Below are 22,515 nucleotides of genomic sequence, written 5' to 3'. Positions count from 1 at the left end.
ACGCCATCCGGGCCGGACACCGCCGCGCAGTCAGTGGCAGGCCGGCCCGGCCGACATCACTTCGCGGAAATGGGTGACCAGCGGGCGCAGGTTGGCCTTGTGCCACACGGCCCACAGCTGCGTGGTGTATTGCATCCAGGGCAGTTCGCGCAGCACTACGCCTTGCGGCGCGTTATGCCGCAGGCTGTGCTGGATCAACGTCATCCCCAACCCGGCGGCGACCAGCCCCAGCGCGGTCAGCGGCTCGCCCGCCTCCAGCCGGATATCCGGATCGAACCCGGCCTTCACGCAGGCCGCCACGAAGTCGTCGCGCGAATGGGCATCCTCCTTGTGCAGCACCGAAATCCAGGCCTGATCGGTGAGATCCGCCGGCAGCAGCGTCTCCCGCTCCGCCAGCGGATGGGCCTGCGGCAAGGCCAACAGCATGCGATCGTCCAGCACCTGCGTATATTCAAAATCCGGATCCGCGCGATCCGGCACCGTATTGACCAGCGCCACGTCCAGGCTGCGCTGCCGCAGCCCTTCCAGCTGTATGAAAGAAGGCTGGCTGTAAAGCACGATGTGCACATCCGGCCGGGAAACCCGCAGCGACCGCAATGCGTTCGACAATACGCCGGAGTGCATCGCATTTTCGATATAGCCAATGCACAGCCCGCCGTCTTCCCCGCGCCCCAGACGGCGCCCAAGCGACTCGAGCCGGGTGGCGTGCGTCAACAGCGCGCGGGTTTCTGCCAGAAACGTCTGGCCGTCGGCGGTCAGGCGGATGCGCTGCTGATTGCGCTCGAACAGCATCAATCCGAGGCGTTCCTCAAGTTGGGAAATCTGCCGGCTCAGCGGTGACTGGGAAATGTGCAGCCGTTCGGCGGCGCGGCCGACGTGCTCTTCTTCCGCCACCGCCACAAAGTATTTCAACTGACGTAAATCGATCATGTGAGACCTCAAAGGACTTAACTTAGACAAATTATGTCCTATCAAGTCACAACTTGCCAAGTTATCTTTAGCCTCGTGACGGGGCAGACGCTGTATGAGCCCCACTAGTTTCCCTGAAAAGATAACGTATTGAGGATTCACCATGAGCATCAAAAATATTTTACCCGGCAAGATCGGTTTGGGCGGCGCGCCGCTCGGCAATATGTTCCGCGCCATTCCAGAAGAAGAAGCGCTGGCTACCGTAACCAGCGCCTGGGACTTGGGTATCCGCTACTTCGACACCGCACCGCTTTACGGTTCCGGCCTGTCGGAAATTCGCATGGGCGAAGCGCTCTCTCAGTACCCACGCGATGAGTTCGTGCTGAGCACCAAAGTGGGCCGCATCATGCTGGACGAAATGGAAGATCCCGCCGCCCGCGATCTGGGTGAGAAAGGCGGCCTGTTCGAACACGGTTTGAAAAACAAGATCCTGAACGACTACTCGGAAGACGGCACGCTTCGCTCCATTGAACACAGCCTGAAGCGTCTTAAAACCGACCGTCTGGATATCGTCTGGATCCACGACGTCGCTCAGGATTTCTACGGCGACAGCTGGCTGGAACAGTTCAATATCGCCCGTACCGGCGCCTTCCGCGCACTGTCCCGCCTGCGTGACGAAGGCGTGATCAAAGCCTGGGGCCTCGGGGTCAACCGCGTCGAGCCTTGCGAACTGACGCTGGCGCTTGATGAGCCGAAACCGGATGCCTTCCTGCTGGCCGGCCGCTACAGCCTGCTGGATCACGAACGCGCCCTGCAACGCCTGATGCCGGAAGCGCTGGAACAGAATGTCGATATCGTCGTCGGCGGCCCATACAGCTCCGGCGTGCTGGCCGGCGGCGAACATTTCGAATATCAGAAAGCGTCCCCGGCTATTCGCCAGCAAGTCGCGAAAATCAAAGAGATCGCCGCTCGCTTCCAGGTAGACGTCAAAGCCGCCGCGCTGCAGTTTGCGCTGGCTAACCCGGCCGTTGCCGCCGTGATCCCCGGTTCGAGCCGTCCTGGCCGCATGGCCGAAGATCTGGCTGCGCTGGATGCAGCGATCCCGGCTGAGTTCTGGGCGGAGATGCGCCGCCAGAAACTGGTGGCCGACAACGCGCCGCTGCCGATTCGTTAAGTTTTATGGGGCCGGCCCCCGGCCCCATTACCCACATTACAGAGTGATATACATGATGAAACTGGATCTTTCAGGCAAAGTCGCCGTCGTCAGCGGCTCCACCTCCGGCATCGGTCTCGGCATCGCGCGCGGGCTTGCCAAAACGGGCGCCACCGTGGTGATCGTCGGCCGTCAGAAAGTCGGGGTCGATAACGCCATCGCCGATATCAGCGCCAACGTGCCCGGCGCGCAGGTACGCGGGGTGGTCGCCGATCTCGGCACCGAACAAGGGGCTGCAACCCTGTTCGCCGCGGAACCGAAAGCCGACGTGCTGGTCAACAACCTCGGTATTTTCAACGATAAAGACTTCTTTACCGTGCCCGACAGCGAGTGGATGCACTTCTATAACGTCAACGTCCTCTCGGGCGTGCGTCTGGCTCGCCACTACGCGCAGAGCATGACCGAACAGGGCTGGGGACGCATTATTTTCGTGTCGTCCGAATCCGGCGTCGCCATCCCGGCGGATATGATCAACTACGGCGTGACCAAAAGCGCCAACCTGGCGGTATCTCACGGCCTGGCGAAACGCCTCGCCGGCACCGGCGTGACGGTCAACGCCATCCTGCCAGGGCCAACCTTTACCGAAGGCCTGCAGGAGATGCTGGCGGAAGCGGCGGCCAAATCCGGGCGCAGCGCGCGCGATCAGGCCGACGAGTTCGTTAAAACCGAACGCCCAAGCTCCATCATTCAACGCGCGGCGGACGTCGATGAAGTGGCCAACCTGGCCGTTTACCTTGCGTCCCCGCTGTCTTCGGCCACTACCGGCGCGGCGCTGCGCGTCGACGGCGGCGTCGTCGACACCCTGGCAATGTAATTCCGTACCCTAAACCGATATCAAGAGAGAAAGAAAATGGCTACTACATCCGTATCTATGAACATCCCGGCATCCGCCGACACCGTATGGCAACTGATCGGCGGTTTCGACGCCCTGCCTGACTGGCTGCCGTTCATTCCGAAAAGCGTCGTTTCTGAAGGCGGCCGCGTGCGCACTTTGACGACCTCTGACGGCGGCACCGTTATCGAGCGGCTGGAAGCGTTCGACAACCGTCAACGCAGCTACAGCTACTCCATCATGCAGGCGCCGTTCCCGGTGGTGAATTACCTGTCCACCCTGTCGGTACACGCCACCGACGACGCCAACGTGGCGCGCGTGGAATGGTCGGGCAGCTTCACGCCGGTCAATATCAGCGACGACGAAGCCGTCGCCCTGTTCCATGGCATCTACCAGGATGGCCTGGATGCGCTGAGCGGCAACTTCCCGCGCTAATGCGTGAACACTCCTCACGCTTACGGCCGATGGTGAAACCCATCGGCCGCTTTTTTGCTTTAGCTCTGGAGCAGGATAAATCCGCCAGCGCCGTTTATGCTGTAAAGGAGACTTCCGTTTGAGGAGATGGCCGTGCGCCCTTTCAGCCTGAAGACTATCGACCATGTGGTGCTGCGCGTGCGCGATATGCAGAAAAGCCTGCATTTTTATACCCGGATCGTCGGCTGTGATATCGCCAAACAGCGGCCGGATTTGGGGCTGATGCACCTGCGCGCCGGAGCGGCCATGATCGATCTGGTGGATATTAACGGCGTGTTGGGGAAAAAAGGCGGCTCGGCGCCCGATCCTCACCGGCAAAATGTCGATCACATCTGCCTGCGCATCGATCCTTTCAACGAGGACGAGCTGTTGGCCTATCTGCGATCGCAGGGGATCGGCGTTGATCCCGCCGAATCGCGCTATGGCGCTGAAGGCGACGGCCCGTCCATTTATTTCAGCGATCCGGACGGCAATCGCGTGGAATTGAAGGGGCCGGCGATCGGCTAGATCCTGGCGCTCCCGTTGATGTCGGACAGCCGTTGGCGATCCGTCACCCGCAGTGATTTGTTTTTGAATTGAATGATGCCGTCCGCCGCGAGCTGCGCCAGCGCGCGGCTCAGCTGTCTGACGGAGATGCCCAATCTCGCCGCCAGCGCCTCCCGGTTTTCCAGCTCAATCAATTCCCCTTCGTTCTTTATCTTGAATAATAAAAATTTTCGCAGTTTATACTCCGCCGTAAAAGCGCCGTTCGCATGCAGCAAAGAGGCATTCAGCAGCTTATTGCTCAATTGCCGGCAGATAAAGGTGAGGAACGCCGGGTCGCTCAGGGCGTGATTGTTGATGGCCTCTATCGGTGCCGCGAGGAGCAGCGCGTCGGTCACCGCCTGCACGGTGCTGAACAGCGTGCGCTGTGCCTGGGAAAACAGTTCCAGATCGCCAATCACCGAGAAATCCGTTTCGAAGGAAAAGACAATGTGCGCGCCATTCACATCAAAATTCTCAACCTGCAATTTTCCCTGTACGAGAAAAAACAGGTGGGTCAAACGATCGCTTTGCGTCACCAGGTATTCGCCGGCTTCGACGCTGACCAGGCGCAGTGCGGCGAGCAGCGTGGGCGAAAGCGCCGTTCGCAGATCGTGAGCGTCGATAAAAGCTTCTTTTAGCTTGCTGTCACCGACCGTTTTCAAGGCGATTCACTCCCAGGGCTCATCCTTAAACGTCTTACATCCTCGCTTTCGACTGCGTTCAGCATAGCCGACGCGCTTCAGAACGAAAAAGGACATCTGACCTTTTTTGCCTTAGGTCGTCTGGGTACTTTCTCCGCATAGCCCACCCGAGGAGATGGCCATGCGACATATTCTGATAGACACCGATACCGCTTCCGACGATGCCGTCGCGCTGCTGATGGCGTTGCGCGCACCCGACGTGAAGGTGGAAGCGATCACCACCGTCGCGGGAAACTGCCCGCTTGAACAGTGCGTCAAAAATGCACTTATCTGCGTGGAAAAAGCGGGAACCTATGCGCCCCCGGTTTATGCCGGCATGGCGAAACCGCTTTTGCGAACGCGTTATCATTCGCACCATATTCACGGCGAAGACGGCATGGGCGACATGGCCTTGCCCGATCCGCGCCAGAGCGCCGAACCCGTTCATGCCGTGGACGCCATCATCGACTGCGCCGCACGGCTCAATGGCGAGCTGGAAATCGTCACCCTCGGGCCGTTGACCAATCTCGCGATGGCGGTGCTGAAAGCGCCCACGCTGGCCGAAAAAGTGAAGAGGGTTTATGTGATGGGCGGTTCCGGGCTGATGCCCGGCAATATCACCCCGCTGGCCGAATTTAATTTTTACGCCGATGCCGAGGCCGCGCATCTGGTGCTCACTGCCGGGCTGCCGCTCACCCTCGTTGGCTGGGAGATCGGCATGGGGGAAGCATTTATCAACGAACGCGATATAGAGCGATTGAATAATCTCGGCGAACTGGGGCGCTTTGCCGTGCGCTGCAATCGCACGCTGATGGCGTTCAACGCCATGCGCACCGAACGTAAAGGCTTTGATTTGCCCGATCCGACCACCATGGCGGTGGCGCTCTACCCGGACATCGTCGAAACCAGTCTGGAGGCGTATTCCTGGGTTGAATATAAAAGTGAAAGCTCTTACGGCCATTACGTCATCGATTCCACCCACCTGACCGGCGAACCGGCCAATGCGCGCGTGATCACCCGCATCAAACCCGGCCTGTTTAAAGAAAAGCTGTTCTCGTTGTTATCTCAGCCGTTAATGAAATAAGTGGCCCGTATGAAATTCGATCCAAGAAAATTGAAGAAAGTGGAATTACACGTCCATTTGGATACCTGTTTAAGCTACCACTATGTCAAAAAGGTCGACCCGCAAATAACCAGAGCGGCATTTAATCGGCAATTTATCGCGCCGAAGCGATGCGCCGATCTGGGGAACTTTTTAAGCAAGATAGCGCCGCAAATAGATCTATTACAGACACGCCAGGCGATAACGCTGGCCGTCGGGGACTTATTCGCGCAGTTGGCGGCGGATAATGTCATCTATGCCGAGCTGCGCTTCGCGCCGCTGCTGCATACCCGGCTGGGATTAACCGGCGAAACGGTGGTCGAGACGGTGCTGGCGGCCATGCATCACGCATCACGGGCTTACGGCATCGCCGCCGGGCTGATCCTGTGCACGCTGCGACATTTCGACGCGGCCGCCAGCCTGCAAACGGCGAAACTGGTTATCGATTATCAGGGAAGCGGCGTGGCGGCGCTGGATTTGGCCGCCGATGAAGCGCGTTACCCGCTGGCCAATCACGTAGCGGCCTTTCGGGCGGTGCGCGAAGCCGGCGGCAACGTCATCGCCCACGCCGGCGAGGCGAAGGGCGCCGACAGCGTACGGGAAACGCTGGAGCGGCTACAGGTGTCGCGCATCGGCCACGGCGTCAGGAGCATCGAGGATGCTGCCCTTATCGAGCGTCTGATAGCCACCGGCGTCCTGCTCGAGATCTGCCCCAGCTGCAATCTCGTCTGCAATCTGTTCGACAGCATCGACGATCATCCGATAGATCGGCTGAAAAGGATGGGAGTGCGGCTGAACGTGAATACCGATGCGCGCACCGTCGCCGACACCACGCTGAACAAGGAGTACCAGCTGTTGCATGACGCCTTCGGCTGGCAGGATGACGATTTTAACCGCAGCAACCGACAGGCGCTGGAGGCGAGTTTTCTCGACGGCAACACTAAAATGAAATTAATGAATCAGCTCAAGGCCGGGCCAACGTGACCCGGCACGTGTCAAGGCTGCGCGGGTTTTAACGCCCCTGCGCCGCCAGCGCCTGGGCGCAGGCCCAGGCCGAACTCCAGGCCCACTGGAAGTTGTAGCCACCCAGCCACCCGGTCACGTCCACCACTTCGCCGATGAAATAGAGCCCCGGCACCTTGTGGGCCTCCATCGTCTTGGAAGAAAGTTCGTTGGTGTCGACGCCGCCGAGCGTCACTTCCGCCGTGCGGTAGCCTTCGGTGCCGTTCGGCTGCACGCGCCAGTTCTGCAACAGATCAACCAGCGCCGCTTGTTGCGGCGCATTCAGCTGCTTCAGCGTCGCCTCCGGCAGTTGTCCCAGGGTCTGCAAGCACTCCACCAGCCGCTTCGGCAAATGCAGCGCCAGGGTGTTTTTCAGGCTTTGGTTCGGGTGCTCTTGGCGTTGGTTATCCAGGAAGCCCGCCAGATCAAGCTCAGGAAGTAAGTTAACGCTCACATACTCACCCGGTTGCCAGTAGCTGGACAGCTGCAATACCGCCGGCCCGGAGAGGCCACGGTGGGTAAACAGGATGCTTTCGCGGAAGCTGACGCCGTTCTCGGCGGTGATCACCGCCGGCACCGACACGCCGGATAGCGTCTGCACATGCTCCAGCAGCGGCTTATGCAGGGTAAAAGGCACCAGCCCGGCGCGCGTCGGCAGCACTTTGAGGCCGAACTGCTCCGCCAGTTTGTAACCGAACGGCGAGGCGCCCAACCCCGGCATGGATAATCCGCCGCTGGCCACCACAAGTGAGCGAGCACTTACCTTTTCGCCATTGAGCGCCAGCTGGTAGCCGTTCTCGGTTTTCTCCACGCCCAGCACTTCGCTGCGCAGGCGCATCGTCACCTGGCCCAGCTCGCACTCTTTGACCAGCAGATCCACCACCTGCTGCGCCGAATCGTCGCAGAACAGCTGCCCCAGCGTTTTTTCATGGTAGGCGATGCCGTAGCGGTTGATCAGATCGATGAAGTCCCACTGGGTGTAGCGCGCCAGCGCCGACTTGCAGAAGTGCGGGTTGTTCGACAGATAGGCCGCCGGTTCGGCGTACATGTTGGTAAAGTTGCAGCGCCCACCGCCGGACATCAGGATCTTGCGGCCCGGTTTTTTGCCGTTGTCGAGCAGCAACACGCGGCAACCGAGTTGCCCCGCCTGCGCGGCGCAAAACATGCCGGCGGCACCCGCCCCAATCACTACGACATCAAACTGTTCCACCTGAGCCTCACTTATCAAAACCACAATCGCGACAAAAGAGCGCCATATTACGCCGTTTCGCCGCCGGTCACCGCCAAATTCACGGCGGCAGATTGTAAAGCCCCGGCGCCGCCAACGCCACAGTAAGAAAATATTACAGAGGTCAGAGGAGAATAACGCGTTGATATTCAATATTTTTGTTATAGGCGCGTCATCGTTTCGTCATGTCCAAATCAAAAAAACGTCATATTTTCCTTTTCCCCGGCCCCGGTTGTCACTGATAATGCGCGGCGTTCATGTCCACAAACTGGCGTAACGCTTATGCTGCATTTGTTCGCTGGCCTGGATTTCCATACCGGCCTGATGTTAATTCTCGCATTGTTGTTCGTGTTGTTTTATGAAGCCATCAACGGTTTTCATGATACGGCCAATGCGGTCGCTACAGTTATTTATACCCGCGCCATGCGCTCGCAACTTGCGGTCGTGATGGCAGGTTTGTTCAACTTTCTTGGCGTAATGCTCGGCGGTTTGAGTGTTGCTTACGCCATCGTCCACTTGCTGCCTACCGATCTGTTGTTGAACGTCAGTTCAGCACACGGATTAGCCATGGTCTTCTCCATGCTGTTGGCGGCAATCATCTGGAACCTCGGCACCTGGTATTTCGGTCTGCCGGCCTCCAGTTCCCATACGCTGATAGGCGCAATCATCGGTGTCGGTTTAACCAACGCCCTGATGACCCACACTTCGGTAGTGGATGCGCTTAACGTCCCGAAAATGATTGGCATTTTCCTTTCTCTGCTGTTCTCGCCGCTGGTCGGCATGATGGTGGCGGGAGTGATGGTGTTCGCCTTGCGCCGCTATTGGAGTGGCACCAAGAAACGCCAGCGTATCCACATGACCCCTGCGGAACGTGAAAAGGTCGACGGCAAACGCAAGCCGCCGTTCTGGACCCGTATCGCGCTGATCCTGTCGGCGATTGGCGTCAGCTTCTCGCACGGCGCCAACGACGGCCAGAAAGGCATCGGCCTTATCATGCTGGTGTTGATCGGCGTTGCGCCGGCCGGCTTCGTGGTCAATATGAATGCAACCGGTTATGACATCACCCGTACGCGTGACGCCGTGACCCACCTGCAGCAATATTACCAGCAGCACGGCGACGCGCTGTCGCATGCGGTGTCGCTGACGCCGCTGGTGCCAAGCCCGGATGACGAAGCGGCGTCTGGCAAACCGGCCGAGTTCCACTGCGACAGTTCGCGCGCCATGCCGGCGATCGAGCTGGCTCAGGGCATGCTGACCAACCTGCAAAGCTACGATCAGCTGACGGTTGACCAGCGCAGCCACCTGCGCCGCCTGCTGATGTGCGTGACCGACACGGCGGATAAAGTCGCCAAGCTGCCGGAAACCTCATCCGCCGACCAGCGCTTCCTGAAGAACCTGCGTCAGGATCTGCTGCAGACCGTCGAGTACGCGCCGATGTGGATCATCGTCGCCGTCGCGCTGGCGCTGTCGCTCGGTACCATGGTGGGCTGGAAACGCGTGGCCACCACCATCGGCGAGAAGATCGGCAAGAAAGGCATGACCTACGCCCAGGGCGTATCGGCCCAGATGACCGCGGCGCTGTCGATCGGCGTGGCGAGCTATACCGGCATGCCGGTCTCCACCACCCACGTCCTCTCTTCGGCGGTTGCCGGGACGATGATCGTGGACGGCGGCGGCGTGCAGAGCAAAACCGTGAAGAACATCCTGTTGGCCTGGGTACTGACCCTGCCAATCTCGATTCTGCTTTCCGGTGCGCTGTATTGGATTGCGTTGAAGCTGATCTAAGCGACAAGCATCATGAGGAAGGCGGCCGCAGGGCCGCCTTTTTTTTGCCTGCATCAAGGGAAACAGAAAGGCATTAATACCAAATCATCATCGCTATCAGGCAGATGACCACCAAGCCGCACAGGGCCGAGGTCAGCATAAACTGCCCGCGCACCCGCTCACAGCGGCGAATAAACTCCGGATCGTGGTGCTCGACATAGCGCTGCGCAAAGATATAGCGCACCAGCCTCAGCTGCTTGCTGGGTTGGCCGTGGGCGGTGAAGAAGCCGCCGCCGTCGACGTATTGGTACAGCAACGGGTCACAGCCGCGCAATACCACCAGCAACGCGCGCAGAGAAGAGTAATACCGCACCATGTTTACCACACACACCACACATAAGGCCCAAAACAGCGCGACGGTACTGATCATGATTACCCCCTCAAGGCGTTGTTATCCGCGGCCATCCGCCGGGTCCAACCGCCCTACCTCATTACCCGATACTCTGCTGGAGCTTACCGCTCTCATCCCCTTTTTTTGCCTGCACGAGCCACGCCCATAACCCACCGCCTCCAAAGACGTTGCCGCGCCGCACAGAGAGATTTGCACGGCATGGTTCTACTCAGAGGAGAAATGGTGAGGCCCATATCCATCATTGTAGGTTAATGGAACGCAAACTGGCCTGAGCAGTGGATAAAATTTACCGCCCTGTACCGAAAAGTCACCTGCCGGGGCGTTATAAGCGATAACCGTCCGTTTCGATTATGTCGCTTTTCTGGATAGTCTATCCCGCGCCACGCCGCTGATCTTTCCCCCCACGCTGGCTAGACTCAGGTTTCCGTTACGCTCATCCAAGGAAACTGTTATGGCAAACCATTCAATCAAGGGAAAAACCGTCCTCATCGCCGGCGGCGCCAAAAACCTCGGCGGGCTGATCGCGCGCGATTTGGCTGAACAAGGCGCCAAAGCGGTGGTGATCCACTACAACAGCGCCGCTTCCAAAGCCGAAGCGGAGAAAACCGTCGCCGCCATTCAGGCCGCCGGGGCGCAAGGTGTCGCGCTGCAGGCCGATCTGACCACCGCAGGCGCGGTCGAGAAGCTGTTCGCCGATGCTGTCGCCGCCGTCGGCAAGCCGGATATCGCCATCAATACCGTCGGCAAGGTGCTGAAAAAGCCGATGATCGACATCAGCGAAGCCGAGTACGACGAGATGACGGCGGTCAACGCCAAAACCGCGTTCTTCTTCCTGAAAGAAGCGGGTAAGCACCTTAACGACAACGGCAAAATCTGCACGCTGGTCACCTCGCTGCTCGGCGCCTTCACGCCGTTCTACGCCGCTTATGCCGGCACCAAAGCGCCGGTGGAGCACTTCACCCGCGCCGCCGCCAAGGAGTTCGGCGAGCGCGGCATCTCCGTGACGGCGGTCGGCCCCGGCCCGATGGACACCCCGTTCTTCTACCCGGCAGAGGGTGCGGACGCCGTGGCCTACCACAAGACGGCGGCGGCGCTGTCGCCGTTCAGCCAAACCGGCCTGACCGATATCGAAGACGTGGTGCCGTTCATCCGCCATCTGGTCAGCGACGGCTGGTGGGTAACCGGCCAAACCATCCTGATCAACGGCGGCTACACCACCAAATGAACCCGGCGGGGGCACCTATCGCCCCCGCACCTGCTCGCACGCAACCGCGCCATGCGGCTACACTCTACTGTCAGAAACGGCGCCAAGGAACAGCAGATCAGCGAGATGGACAGATTCAATCAATACCGCGTATTCGTACAGGTGGCGGAAATGGGCAGCTTTATCCGAGCGGCCCATGCGCTGGAGGTGCCGCGCGCCTCGGTCTCCGCCGCCGTGCAGCAATTGGAAACGCAGCTGGGCGTGCGCCTGCTGCACCGCACCACGCGGCAGGTGCGGCTGACCGCCGACGGCGAACAGCTGCTCGAGCGGCTGCGCCCGCTGCTGGCCGAAGTGGAAGACATCGATCAGTCATTTCAGGCCAGCCAACGGCAGGCCTCCGGACGGCTCAGCGTCGACGTGCCGAGCCGCATCGCCCGCCGGCTGATCGCTCCGGCGCTGCCCGGCTTGCTGCGGCGCCATCCTCACCTGCAGCTGGTGCTCGGCTCCGCCGATCGCGCCATCGATCTGGTGCAGGAGGGGGTCGACTGCGCGGTGCGCGTCGGCGATCTGCACGACAGCAGCCTGGTGATGCGCCCGCTCGGCCATATCGCGCTGATCAACTGCGCCAGCCCCGCCTACCTGAGCGAATTCGGTCATCCGCTCCACCCCGGCGATCTTGCCGAGGGGCACTGGAGCATCGGCTACGCCTCACCCAGGACCGGCCGCGAATCCCCCTGGGAATACCTGACCGGCGACGGCCATACGCAACGGCTCGAACTACCCAGCCGGGTGGTGGTCAACAACGCCGAAAGCTATATCGCCTGCTGCCGCGCCGGGCTGGGGCTGATGCAAATCCCGCGCTACGACGTGCAACACCTGCTCGACGCCGGTGAACTGGTGGAAGTCCTGCCCGGTTACCGCGCCGCCTCCATGCCGATCGCCCTGATCTACCCCCATCGCCGCCAGCGTTCCCGCCGTTTGGCGGTGTTTCATGAGTGGTTTGAAAGCCTGCTGCAGCCGCATCTGGAGCGCTGATTGCACATTTAGCGCTATACTTTGTTTAATAACGCTTATAACTCAAGCGGTCAGACCGTTAAAACCCGCATAACCCTTAGGCTTTTTCGCCGCGCGGGTGTACAACGAAAGGTATCGTGCGCAGAGATTTTCGATGCGGCGCAGTGTGATCGCCCCAACATATCATTGCGTTATCCGAATGATACTATGGAACCAACAGCGCCAGGCGGGTACACGGAACGCCTGCTAACCCTTTTTAATCGGCATGTTTATGGAAGGAGTATTCTTATGGCTTACAAACACATATTGATCGCGGTAGACCTATCCCCGGAAAGCAAGATCCTGGTAGAAAAAGCCGTCTCTATGGCGCGGCCGTATAACGCCAAAGTTTCTCTGATCCACGTCGATGTCAACTATTCCGACCTCTATACCGGCCTTATCGACGTCAATCTCGGCGACATGCAAAAACGCATCTCTGAAGAAACCCATCAGGCGCTGACCGAGCTGTCGCAAAACGCCGGCTACCCGATCACCGAGACCCTGAGCGGCAGCGGCGATCTGGCGCAGGTGCTGGTGGACGCCATCAAGAAATACGATATGGACCTGGTGCTGTGCGGCCACCATCAGGACTTCTGGAGCAAGCTGATGTCTTCCGCGCGCCAGCTGATCAATACCGTGCACATCGATATGCTGATCGTGCCGCTGCGCGATGAAGAAGACGAATGAAGTAAGCGTTTGCTAACTTAACTGACCAACGCCCGCGCCCTGCGGGCGTTTTTCATGCCGCCACGCCGATTAATCGCTTGATAATCAACCGCCCTCCGATGATATAGTCGCTAAAGACACAACATCCTCCCCCGAGCATCGCCTATACCCATATTTATAAGAAATAGCGGGGGAAATTTAATGCGAAAAGGAGTTATCCATGGAATATGCCGTATCGGTAGAGTCTTTCCTGTCCTCGTTACAACGCCATAACCCTCACCAGCCGGAATATCTGCAGGCGGTGCGCGAAGTGTTCACCTCGCTGTGGCCATTTATCGAGCGCAACCCGCGCTATCGCGAACAGGCGCTGCTGGAGCGCCTGGTGGAGCCCGAGCGTATCATTCAGTTCCGCGTCAGCTGGGTGGACGATCGCGGCCAGGTGCAGGTCAATCGCGCCTTCCGCGTGCAGTTCAACTCGGCCATCGGCCCCTACAAGGGCGGCATGCGCTTCCACCCGTCGGTAAACCTGTCGATCCTGAAGTTCCTCGGCTTTGAGCAGACCTTCAAGAATGCGCTGACCACCCTGCCGATGGGCGGCGGCAAAGGCGGCTCCGATTTCGATCCCAAGGGCAAAAGCCAGGGCGAGATCATGCGCTTCTGCCAGGCACTGATGACCGAGCTGTATCGCCACTTGGGCCCGGACACCGACGTGCCGGCCGGGGACATCGGCGTCGGCGGCCGTGAAGTCGGCTTTATGGCCGGCATGATGAAAAAACTGTCCAACAACACCGCCTGCGTGTTTACCGGCAAGGGCCTCTCCTTCGGCGGCAGTCTGATCCGCCCCGAGGCGACCGGCTACGGCCTGGTGTACTTTACCGACGCCATGCTGCAGCGCCACGGCCTGGGCTTTGAGGGCATGCGGGTGGCGGTATCCGGCTCCGGCAACGTGGCGCAGTACACCATCGAGAAAGCGCTGGAGCTGGATGCGCGCGTGATCACCGTATCGGATTCCGGCGGCACTCTGGTGGACGAAGACGGCTTCACCACCGAGAAGCTGGCGCACCTGGCGGAGATCAAGAACCAGCGTTACGGCCGGGTGGCGGACTATGCCCGTGAGCGCGGTCTGACGTATCTGGCGGGCCAGCAGCCGTGGAGCGTGCCGGTGGATATCGCCCTGCCGTGCGCCACCCAGAACGAGTTGGATCTCGAGGCGGCGCAGACGCTGATCCGCAACGGGGTGAAAGCGGTGGCGGAAGGCGCCAACATGCCGACCACCATCCAGGCCACCGACGCCTTCCTCGACGCCGGGGTGCTGTTCGCGCCCGGCAAGGCGGCCAACGCCGGCGGCGTGGCCACCTCGGGGCTGGAGATGGCGCAAAACGCCGCGCGCATCGGCTGGCGGGCGGAAAAAGTGGATGTACGTTTACAACATATCATGGCGGATATTCACCATGCCTGCGTGGAATACGGCGGCGAGGGCAAGCAAACCCACTATGTACACGGCGCGAATATCGCCGGTTTCGTCAAGGTTGCGGAGGCGATGCTGGCGCAGGGCGTGCTGTAATCGGGCGCAAAGGTGATCTTGTTCACACATCGATTAAATGCTTCAATGCCGGCCTCTGCGCCGGCATTTTTTTCCGCGTCCAAGCCATCAAAATGATGCACAAACGTTAATTAAAAGTTAATAAAAAGTTATTTACAACCTATTAGTTGGTAGTAAATTTACCACCGACAAATAATTAAACATTTATTTAACACTAAAACCGCTAATATTTTACTTAAATATGCGCAGATCACATTTCGTTAACTTCGGCTACGCCCCCTCTTCCATTCCTTTGTAATCTGCAGCGGTGGAAAAACCGCCACCCCTACAGATAAAAAAAGGTACAGCTAATGAAATTTAACCTCGCATTATTAAATGCATGTGTGGTTTCTGCGTGCATGTTATCGACAACACCTGTGTTCGCCGCTGATAAATATGAGATTGCCGTGGTCGCCAAAGTGACCGGCATTCCGTGGTTCAACCGCATGGAAGTGGGCGTCAACGAAGCGGCGAAAAAACTCGACGTCAACGCCTACCAGACCGGCCCTTCTACGCCGGATCCGGCCGCACAGGTCAAGGTGATTGAGGATCTGATCGCCAAGAACGTCAACGCCATCATCGTGGTGCCGAACGACGCCAAAGTGCTGGAGCCGGTGCTGAAAAAAGCGCGTGACAAAGGCATCGTGGTGCTGACCCATGAATCCCCGGACCAGCAGATCGGCCAGTGGGACATCGAGACCATCGACAGCGAGAAATACGCGCAGGCCAACGTCGATGAGCTGGCGAAAGACATGGGCGGCAAAGGCGGCTACGCGATCTACGTCGGCTCGCTGACCGTGCCGCTGCACAACGCCTGGGCCGATTCCGCCATCAAGTATCAGAAAGAAAAATACCCGGACATGTTTGAAGTCACCTCGCGCTTGCCGGTGGCGGAAAGCATCGACAAATCCTACGCCACCACGCTGGATCTGATGAAAACCTATCCGCAGATGAAAGGCATCATCGGCTTCGGCTCGCTCGGCCCGATCGGCGCCGGCCAGGCGGTGGCCAAGAAGCGCGCCAAGGACAAAATTGCGGTGGTGGGCATCGCCATGCCGGCGCAGGCCGCCCCTTACCTGATGCGCGGCGACATCAAGAAAGCGCTGCTGTGGGATCCGAAAGACGCCGGTTATGCGCTGGTGACGGTGGCCGATCAGCTGCTGCAGGGCAAGGACGTGAACAAAGACCTGTCGATCGAGGGCCTCGGCAAGGCCGACGTCGATATGGAACACAAAGTGATTCGGTTTAATAAGATTCTGGAAGTGACCAAAGACAACGCCAAATCGCTCGGATTCTGATTTTTCGCGTAATTTCGCTACACCGGGAAAGTAGTTAAACCCTCGTAGGGGCGCAGCCTGCTGCGCCCAGGGCTTCGGCCGCTACGCAAGCACAGGTTAACGTTATGACAGCCTCCCCCGCATTTATCACCCTGGAGAATATCAGCAAGCGATTCCCAGGCGTGCTGGCATTAGACCAGATCAACCTGACGCTCAATATTGGCGAAGTGCACTGCCTGGCCGGGCAAAACGGCTGCGGCAAAAGCACCATTATTAAAATCATCTCCGGCGTCTATCAGCCGGAAAAAGGCGCCAACATTTCGCTGGAAGGCAAACTCTTCCACGCCCTGACGCCGCAGCTGTCCGGTTATTACGGCATACAGGTGATCTACCAGGACCTGTCGCTGTTCCCTAACCTGACGGTGGCGGAAAACATCGCCATCCACCGTTACCTGCCCGGCGGCCGCTTCTGGGTGCGCAAGCGATTGATGCGCCAGACGGCGCTGGACGCCATGGCGCGGGTCGGCGTGCGCATCGATCCCGATAAAAAGGTGGAAAAACTGTCGATCGCCGATCGGCAGCTGGTGGCGATTTGCCGCGCCATCGCCGCCGAAGCGCGGTTGGTTATCATGGACGAACCGACCGCCTCGCTGACCCGCCAGGAGGTCGACGGCCTGCTGCGGGTGGTCAACGAATTGAAAGCAGCCGGCATCTGCGTGGTGTTCGTCAGCCACCGATTGGATGAAGTGATGGAAGTCGCCGATCGCATCAGCGTGATGCGCGACGGCAAGCTGGTGGGCACCTGGCCGGCCAGCGAACTGGACAGCCATGAACTGGCGTTCCTGATGACCGGCCAACGCTTCCACTACAGCCCGCTACCGCCGCTGCCGCCGGCCGAACAGGCGCCGCTGCTCGAGGTGCGCAACCTCAGCCGCGGCGAGAAATACCGCAACGTCAATCTGGCGCTGCGCGGCGGCGAGATCGTCTCGATCGTCGGCCTGCTCGGCGCCGGCCGCACCGAACTGTGCCTCAGCCTGTTCGGCATGACGCGGCCGGACAGCGGCGAGATCCGCATCGAGGGCCAAGCGGTGCAGCTGCACAACAACCGCGAAGCGGTGCGCCACGGCATCGGCTATGTGTCGGAGGATCGTCTGACGCAGGGATTGATCATGGAGCAATCGATCTACGACAACACCATCGTCACCGTCTTCGATCGGCTGCATACCTCGCTTGGATTGCTGGATCACGCCAAGGCGACCGAGCTGGTCAACCGGCTGATCCGCGATTTGAACATCAAGGTGTCCGACAGCGCATTGCCGGTGAAGACCCTGTCCGGCGGCAACGCCCAGCGCATCGCCATCGCCAAATGGGTAGCGACTCAGCCGAAGATCCTGATCCTCGACTCGCCTACCGTCGGCGTGGACATCGCCAACAAAGAGGGGATCTACCAGATCGCCCGCGATCTGGCGCAGCTGGGCATGGCGGTGCTGATGATCTGCGACGAGATCCCGGAAGCCTATTACAACAGCCATCGGGTGATGGTGATGCGCAAGGGCGAGCTGATCGCCGAATTCGCGCCGCACCAGAGTACCGAACAACAGATCGCCGAGGTGGTGAATGGATAAGTCATTATTGGCCCGCCTGGCCGGGCGGCACGAGTTTTATCTCGGCCTGCTGGTGCTGCTGCTGGCGATCGGCCTGAGCGCCGGCACCGATGAGTTTCTGACGCTCGGTAACCTGACCGACGTCGCCACCAGCTACGCCATTCTCGGCATTCTGGCCTGCGGGCTGTTCGTGGTGCTGATCGCCGGCGGCATCGACATTTCGTTCCCGGCGATCACCGCCATCGCCCAATACGTGATGGCCAGTTGGGTGATCCAGCACGGCGGCAGCTTCCCGTTGGCGTTCGCCCTGGCGATCGGCGTCGGCCTGCTGCTCGGGCTGGTGAACGGTTTCCTGGGGTATTGGCTCAAGGTGCCGGCGATCATCATCACCATCGCCACCCTTAACCTGCTCTACGGCCTGCTGGTATACGCCACCAACGGCACCTGGCTGTACGGCTTCCCTGACTGGTTCATGAACGGCATCAACTGGTTCTCGTTCCAGGGCGCCGACGGCTACGACTACGGCCTGACGCTGCCGCTGCTGTGCCTGCTGGCGACCATCGTCGTCACCGGCGTGCTGATGAACCGCACCCGGCTGGGGCGCCAGATCTACGCCATGGGCGGCAATCGCGACGCGGCGTCGCGCCTGGGGCTGAATCTGCTGCGGCTGCATTTTTGCGTCTACGGCTATATGGGCATTCTGGCCGGCGTCGCGGCGGTGGTGCAGGCGCAAATCACCCAGTCGGTGGCGCCCAACTCGCTGCTCGGTTTCGAGCTGACGGTGTTGGCGGCGGTGGTGCTGGGCGGCACCAGCATGAGCGGCGGCCGCGGATCGTTGACCGGCACCCTGCTCGGCGTGGTGCTGCTGGCCTTCCTGCAAAACGGGCTGACGCTGCTCAGCGTCTCGGCCTATTGGCACCAGGTATTCAGCGGCGCGATCATTTTGATCAGCATCAGCACCACCGCCTGGAACGAAAAACGCAAGCTGCTCAAGGAGATCTGACATGACGCAGTTAACTCGGTTGATCCCAAACGATCGGATCATTCGCCTGCAGGGCGCGATCATCATCGCGGTGGCGCTGCTGTTCGCCGGGCTGCTCGGATCGCGCTTCTTCAGCCTCGGCAACTTCCAGTCGATCGCCTCGCAGCTGCCGATCCTCGGCCTGCTGGCGCTCGGCATGGGCATCACCATGCTGACCGGCGGCATCAACCTGTCGATCATCGCCGGCGCCAACGCCTGTTCGCTGGTGATGGCGGCGATCATCGTCAGCCATCCCGACCAGCCGCTGTTCCTGGCGCTGGCGCTGTTGGCCGGCCTGTTGGTGGCGGTGGCGATCGGCGCGCTGAACGGCGTGCTGGTAGCCTGGATCGGCGTTTCGCCGATCCTCGCCTCGCTCGGCACCATGACGCTGATCACCGGCCTGAACATCCTGCTGTCCAACGGCGCGGTGATCTCCGGCTTCCCGGCGGCGATTCAATTTCTCGGCAACGGCACCGTGCTCGGCGTGCCGGTGGCGCTGATCCTGTTCCTGCTGGTGGCGATCGGTCTGTGGCTGCTGCTGGAGCACACCACGCTGGGCCGCAGCCTGTACCTGATCGGCTCCAACGAGCAGGCCACCCGCTTTAGCGGCGTGAACACCGCGCGGGTGCAGATCGCGGTGTACATCCTGTCGGCGCTGCTCGGCTGGGGCGCCGCGCTGCTGATGATGGCCAAGTTCAACTCGGCCAAGGCCGGCTACGGCGAATCTTATCTGCTGGTGACCATTCTGGCCTCGGTGCTGGGCGGCATCAACCCGGACGGCGGTTTCGGCCGCATTCTGGGGCTGGTGCTGGCGCTGATCGTGCTGCAAATGTTGGAAAGCGGCCTCAATTTGCTGGGGGTCAGCAGCTACCTGACCATGGCCCTGTGGGGCGGCGTGCTGATCCTGTTTATCGCGTTACAGAATCGAAAAGCTTAGGAGAAAACAGATAATGGCGAGCTATTTTATTGGCGTAGATGTGGGCACCGGAAGCGCGCGCGCAGGCGTATTCGATCTCAATGGGCGCATGGTCGGCCAGGCCAGCCGGGCCATCGATCTGTACCGGCCGAAGGCGGATTTCGTCGAGCAGTCGTCGGATAACATCTGGCAGGCGGTGTGCAATGCGGTGCGCGACGCGGTCAACCAGGCCGACATCAACCCGATCCAGGTCAAGGGGTTGGGCTTCGACGCCACCTGTTCGCTGGTGGTGCTGGATAAAGAGGGCAAGCCGCTGACCGTCAGCCCCTCCGGCCGTACCGAACAGAACATCATCGTGTGGATGGATCACCGGGCGATCGCCCAGGCCGAGCGCATCAACGCCACCAAACACCGGGTGCTGGACTTCGTCGGCGGCATCATTTCGCCGGAGATGCAGACGCCGAAACTGCTGTGGTTGAAACAGCACATGCCCACCACCTGGGCCAACGCCGGCTACCTGTTCGATCTGCCGGACTTTCTCACCTGGCGCGCCACCCAGGACGCCACCCGTTCGCTGTGCTCGACGGTGTGCAAGTGGACCTATCTCGGCCACGAGCAGCGTTGGGACAAGAGCTACTTCCAGCAGATCGGGCTGGAAGACGTGCTGGAACATGACGCGGCCAAGATCGGCAGCGACGTTAAAATGATGGGTGAGCCGCTGGGCCACGGTCTGACCCAGCGCGCCGCCAGCGAGATGGGGCTGATCGCCGGCACGGCGGTGAGCGTATCGATCATCGACGCCCACGCCGGCACCCTCGGCACGCTGGGCGCCACCGGCGTCTCCGGCGAGGTGGCCGACTTCAACCGCCGCGTCGCGCTGATCGGCGGCACCTCCACTGGCCATATGGCGATGTCGCGCACCGCGCGCTTTATCGGCGGCGTCTGGGGGCCGTATTACTCGGCGATCCTGCCGGAATACTGGCTGAACGAGGGTGGCCAGTCCGCCACCGGCGCGCTGATCGACCACGTCATCCAGTCGCATCCGTGCTATCAGGAGCTGCTGGCGCAGGCGAAAACCCAGGGCCAGACCATCTATGAGGTGCTGAACGCCATTCTGCGCCGCATGGCCGGCGAGCCGGAGAACATCGCCTTCCTGACGCAGGACATTCATATGCTGCCGTACTTCCACGGCAACCGCTCGCCGCGCGCCAACCCGACGCTGACCGGCATCCTGACCGGGCTGAAGCTGTCGCGCACGCCGGAAGACATGGCGCTGCACTACCTGGCCACCATTCAGGCCATCGCGCTCGGCACTCGCCACATCATCGAAACCATGAACCACAGCGGCTACAGCATCGACACCATCATGGCCAGCGGCGGCGGCACCAAGAACCCGATCTTCGTGCAGGAGCACGCCAACGCCACCGGCTGCGCCATGCTGCTGCCGGAGGAGAGCGAGGCGATGCTGCTGGGCGGCGCGATGATGGGCACCGTGGCGGCCGGCGTGTTCGACACCTTGCCGGAGGCGATGAGCGCCATGAGCCGCATCGGCAAGACGGTGACGCCGCAGACCAACCAGATAAAAAGCTATTACGACCGTAAATACCGGGTGTTCCACGAGCTGTACAACGACCACATGAAATACCGCCGGTTGATGCAGGAGGAGGCGTGATGCAGCAGGAGTGGCGGCAGGCCGTACAGGGCTGGCAAACCTACAGCCAGGAGCTGGCGCAGCTGGGCGAACGCCTCGACGCGCACACCTGGCAGCGGCTGCTGGCGCTGCTGGCCGACTGCCGCGGTAAAATCGCCGTCACCGGCGTCGGCACCTCGGGGATTGCGGCGCGCAAGATAGCCCACATGCTGGCCTGCGTGGAGCGGCCGGCGGTCTATCTCGACGCCACCGGCGCGGCGCACGGCGATCTGGGCTTCCTGCGCGCCGACGATCTGCTGATCCTGATCTCGCGCGGCGGCAATTCCGACGAGCTGACCCGCCTGCTGCCGACGCTGCAGGCCAAGGGGGTGACGCTGATCGCGGTGACGGAAAACCCGCATTCCACCATCGCGCAGGCGGCGCAGCTGACGATCGCTACCGGGGTGCAGAAGGAGATAGATCCGCTGAACATGCTGGCCACCACCTCAATTGTGCTGGTGTTGGCGATCTTCGACGCCGCCTGCGCCTGCCTGATGGCGCGCAGCGGTTACGACAAGAGCACCTTGCTGGCGGTGCATCCGGGCGGCGGCGTGGGGAAAAGTTTGCGAGAGGAAAATTGAGGGCCCGACACGGCGGGCCCGGCAGACATTACAGCGGCATGTAGATATCGAAACGGTGGCTTTTGGTCAGCGTGGCGGCGTGCGCCGGCACGTCGGCCAGCGGCGGCGCGTAGTCCGGGCGTTTCACCACCACGCGCTTGGTGGCCAAACGGCGCGCCGGTTCCAGCAGGCCGTCGGCGTCATCATCGCTGCCCACCAGCGATTGAAACACCCGCATCTCTTTCTTCACCAGCGCGCTTTTCTGCTTGTGCGGGAACATCGGATCGAGATACACCACCTCAGGACGCGGGCTGAGATCCGCCAGCGCCGTCAGGCTGGAGGCGTGCAGCAGCGTCAGGCGCTCGCGCAGCCACGGGCCGATTTCCGCATCCTGATAGCCGCGCTGCAGGCCGTCGTCCAGCAACGCCGCCACCACCGGATTGCGTTCCAGCATCCGCACCCGGCAGCCCAACGCCGCCAGCACAAAGGCGTCTCGCCCCAGCCCGGCGGTGGCGTCCACCACGTCCGGCAGGTAACTGCCCTTGATGCCGACCGCCTTGGCCACCGCCTCGCCGCGGCCGCCGCCAAAGCGGCGCCGGTGCGCCATGGCGCCGGAGACGAAATCGACGTAGATCCCGCCCAGCTTCGGCTCGTCGCGCTTGCGCAGCTCCAGCCGCTGCGGAGTCAATACCAGCGCCATCGGCGCGTCGTCGTCAGACGCCAGCCGCCAGCGCTGCGCCAAAACAGACAAGGCGCCGGGATCGGCGCCTGCTTCACACAATAAACACACGCTCACGTGTC

Annotated in this window: 22 protein-coding genes; 17 read left to right on the top strand and 5 right to left on the bottom strand. The window is 60.8% G+C overall.

Annotation, left to right across the window (positions count from 1 at the left end; translation table 11 throughout):
* Window positions 1–30: 30 nt before the first annotated feature.
* Window positions 31–930, bottom strand: coding sequence for a LysR substrate-binding domain-containing protein (locus ACJ8OK_RS19980; protein WP_004930950.1), 900 nt, complete (start codon window positions 928–930; stop codon window positions 31–33).
* Between the two features lie 142 nt (window positions 931–1,072).
* Between ACJ8OK_RS19980 and ACJ8OK_RS19975 the strand changes: the two genes are divergently transcribed.
* The 4 genes from ACJ8OK_RS19975 (at window position 1,073) to ACJ8OK_RS19960 (ending at window position 3,935) form a co-directional block, all read left to right on the top strand.
* On the top strand, window positions 1,073–2,083 hold the full coding sequence (locus tag ACJ8OK_RS19975; RefSeq protein WP_033631865.1) for an aldo/keto reductase: 1,011 nt from the start codon (window positions 1,073–1,075) through the stop codon (window positions 2,081–2,083).
* Between the two features lie 55 nt (window positions 2,084–2,138).
* The gene (locus ACJ8OK_RS19970; RefSeq protein ID WP_033633560.1) at window positions 2,139–2,936 is read left to right on the top strand and encodes an SDR family NAD(P)-dependent oxidoreductase; all 798 of its coding nucleotides are present in this window, start codon (window positions 2,139–2,141) and stop codon (window positions 2,934–2,936) included.
* A 36-nt stretch (window positions 2,937–2,972) separates the two neighbouring features.
* Window positions 2,973–3,389, top strand: coding sequence for an SRPBCC family protein (locus ACJ8OK_RS19965; protein ID WP_031300306.1), 417 nt, complete (start codon window positions 2,973–2,975; stop codon window positions 3,387–3,389).
* 126 nt (window positions 3,390–3,515) lie between these two features.
* Window positions 3,516–3,935 carry a VOC family protein gene (locus ACJ8OK_RS19960; protein ID WP_060557902.1) on the top strand — a complete coding sequence of 140 codons (420 nt, stop codon included), beginning with the start codon at window positions 3,516–3,518 and terminating at the stop codon, window positions 3,933–3,935.
* Here ACJ8OK_RS19960 and ACJ8OK_RS19955 read toward each other — a convergent pair.
* Window positions 3,932–4,615, bottom strand: a complete 684-nt coding sequence (locus tag ACJ8OK_RS19955; RefSeq protein ID WP_060557904.1) for a Crp/Fnr family transcriptional regulator — start codon at window positions 4,613–4,615, stop codon at window positions 3,932–3,934. The two genes, ACJ8OK_RS19960 and ACJ8OK_RS19955, sit on opposite strands and share 4 nt — an antisense overlap.
* Window positions 4,616–4,775: 160 nt before the next feature.
* On the opposite strand from ACJ8OK_RS19955, the gene ACJ8OK_RS19950 reads away from it, so the two are divergent.
* Together ACJ8OK_RS19950 and add are read left to right on the top strand one after the other, a co-directional pair.
* Window positions 4,776–5,717: a nucleoside hydrolase gene (locus ACJ8OK_RS19950; RefSeq protein WP_049240478.1), complete on the top strand. Its 942-nt coding sequence runs from the start codon at window positions 4,776–4,778 to the stop codon at window positions 5,715–5,717.
* A gap of 9 nt (window positions 5,718–5,726) precedes the next feature.
* Window positions 5,727–6,719: an adenosine deaminase gene (add, locus tag ACJ8OK_RS19945; RefSeq protein ID WP_033631862.1), complete on the top strand. Its 993-nt coding sequence runs from the start codon at window positions 5,727–5,729 to the stop codon at window positions 6,717–6,719.
* Between the two features lie 28 nt (window positions 6,720–6,747).
* Here add and ACJ8OK_RS19940 read toward each other — a convergent pair whose 3' ends face one another.
* The gene (locus tag ACJ8OK_RS19940; RefSeq protein WP_060557909.1) at window positions 6,748–7,947 is read right to left on the bottom strand and encodes an NAD(P)/FAD-dependent oxidoreductase; all 1,200 of its coding nucleotides are present in this window, start codon (window positions 7,945–7,947) and stop codon (window positions 6,748–6,750) included.
* Window positions 7,948–8,247: 300 nt separating this feature from the next.
* Here ACJ8OK_RS19940 and pitA point away from each other — a divergent pair, with 300 nt between their 5' ends.
* The gene (gene pitA / locus ACJ8OK_RS19935) at window positions 8,248–9,750 is read left to right on the top strand and encodes an inorganic phosphate transporter PitA (protein ID WP_015379362.1); all 1,503 of its coding nucleotides are present in this window, start codon (window positions 8,248–8,250) and stop codon (window positions 9,748–9,750) included.
* Window positions 9,751–9,823: 73 nt separating this feature from the next.
* Here pitA and uspB read toward each other — a convergent pair whose 3' ends face one another.
* Window positions 9,824–10,159: a universal stress protein UspB gene (gene uspB, locus ACJ8OK_RS19930; protein ID WP_004930978.1), complete on the bottom strand. Its 336-nt coding sequence runs from the start codon at window positions 10,157–10,159 to the stop codon at window positions 9,824–9,826.
* Between the two features lie 433 nt (window positions 10,160–10,592).
* Between uspB and ACJ8OK_RS19925 the strand changes: the two genes are divergently transcribed.
* From ACJ8OK_RS19925 to ACJ8OK_RS19880, 10 genes are all read left to right on the top strand, one after another.
* Entirely contained in the window at window positions 10,593–11,366 is a 774-nt protein-coding gene (locus ACJ8OK_RS19925; protein ID WP_103086203.1) for an SDR family oxidoreductase, read from the top strand.
* Window positions 11,367–11,471: 105 nt separating this feature from the next.
* A complete protein-coding gene (locus ACJ8OK_RS19920; RefSeq protein WP_015379363.1) occupies window positions 11,472–12,380 on the top strand; it encodes a LysR family transcriptional regulator in 909 nt (302 codons plus the stop codon).
* A 267-nt stretch (window positions 12,381–12,647) separates the two neighbouring features.
* On the top strand, window positions 12,648–13,085 hold the full coding sequence (uspA, locus tag ACJ8OK_RS19915) for a universal stress protein UspA (protein WP_004930988.1): 438 nt from the start codon (window positions 12,648–12,650) through the stop codon (window positions 13,083–13,085).
* Window positions 13,086–13,284: 199 nt separating this feature from the next.
* Window positions 13,285–14,628, top strand: a complete 1,344-nt coding sequence (gene gdhA / locus ACJ8OK_RS19910) for an NADP-specific glutamate dehydrogenase (protein WP_016930438.1) — start codon at window positions 13,285–13,287, stop codon at window positions 14,626–14,628.
* A gap of 329 nt (window positions 14,629–14,957) precedes the next feature.
* Window positions 14,958–15,944: an autoinducer 2 ABC transporter substrate-binding protein gene (locus ACJ8OK_RS19905; RefSeq protein ID WP_028128102.1), complete on the top strand. Its 987-nt coding sequence runs from the start codon at window positions 14,958–14,960 to the stop codon at window positions 15,942–15,944.
* Window positions 15,945–16,048: 104 nt separating this feature from the next.
* Complete coding sequence (locus ACJ8OK_RS19900; protein ID WP_033631858.1) at window positions 16,049–17,548, top strand: sugar ABC transporter ATP-binding protein; 1,500 nt, start codon at window positions 16,049–16,051, stop codon at window positions 17,546–17,548.
* Complete coding sequence (locus ACJ8OK_RS19895) at window positions 17,541–18,530, top strand: ABC transporter permease (RefSeq protein ID WP_442530882.1); 990 nt, start codon at window positions 17,541–17,543, stop codon at window positions 18,528–18,530. The genes ACJ8OK_RS19900 and ACJ8OK_RS19895 overlap by 8 nt, the downstream gene beginning before the upstream one ends.
* Before the next feature lies 1 nt (window position 18,531).
* Window positions 18,532–19,485, top strand: a complete 954-nt coding sequence (locus ACJ8OK_RS19890; protein ID WP_166730426.1) for an ABC transporter permease — start codon at window positions 18,532–18,534, stop codon at window positions 19,483–19,485.
* A gap of 13 nt (window positions 19,486–19,498) precedes the next feature.
* Window positions 19,499–21,136: an FGGY-family carbohydrate kinase gene (locus ACJ8OK_RS19885; protein WP_004931001.1), complete on the top strand. Its 1,638-nt coding sequence runs from the start codon at window positions 19,499–19,501 to the stop codon at window positions 21,134–21,136.
* Window positions 21,136–21,735, top strand: a complete 600-nt coding sequence (locus ACJ8OK_RS19880; RefSeq protein ID WP_442530880.1) for an SIS domain-containing protein — start codon at window positions 21,136–21,138, stop codon at window positions 21,733–21,735. Before ACJ8OK_RS19885 ends, ACJ8OK_RS19880 begins: the two co-directional genes overlap by 1 nt.
* A gap of 28 nt (window positions 21,736–21,763) precedes the next feature.
* Here the strand turns inward: ACJ8OK_RS19880 and rsmJ are convergent, their stop codons facing one another.
* Entirely contained in the window at window positions 21,764–22,510 is a 747-nt protein-coding gene (rsmJ, locus tag ACJ8OK_RS19875; protein ID WP_004931005.1) for a 16S rRNA (guanine(1516)-N(2))-methyltransferase RsmJ, read from the bottom strand.
* Window positions 22,511–22,515: the final 5 nt, after the last annotated feature.

The sequence above is a fragment of the Serratia sp. CY71090 genome, assembly GCF_052166845.1.
Classification (GTDB): Bacteria; Pseudomonadota; Gammaproteobacteria; order Enterobacterales; family Enterobacteriaceae; genus Serratia; species Serratia nematodiphila.
The sequence above is the reverse complement of the archived record's forward strand: the minus strand, read 5'-3'. Positions and strand labels throughout refer to the sequence as shown.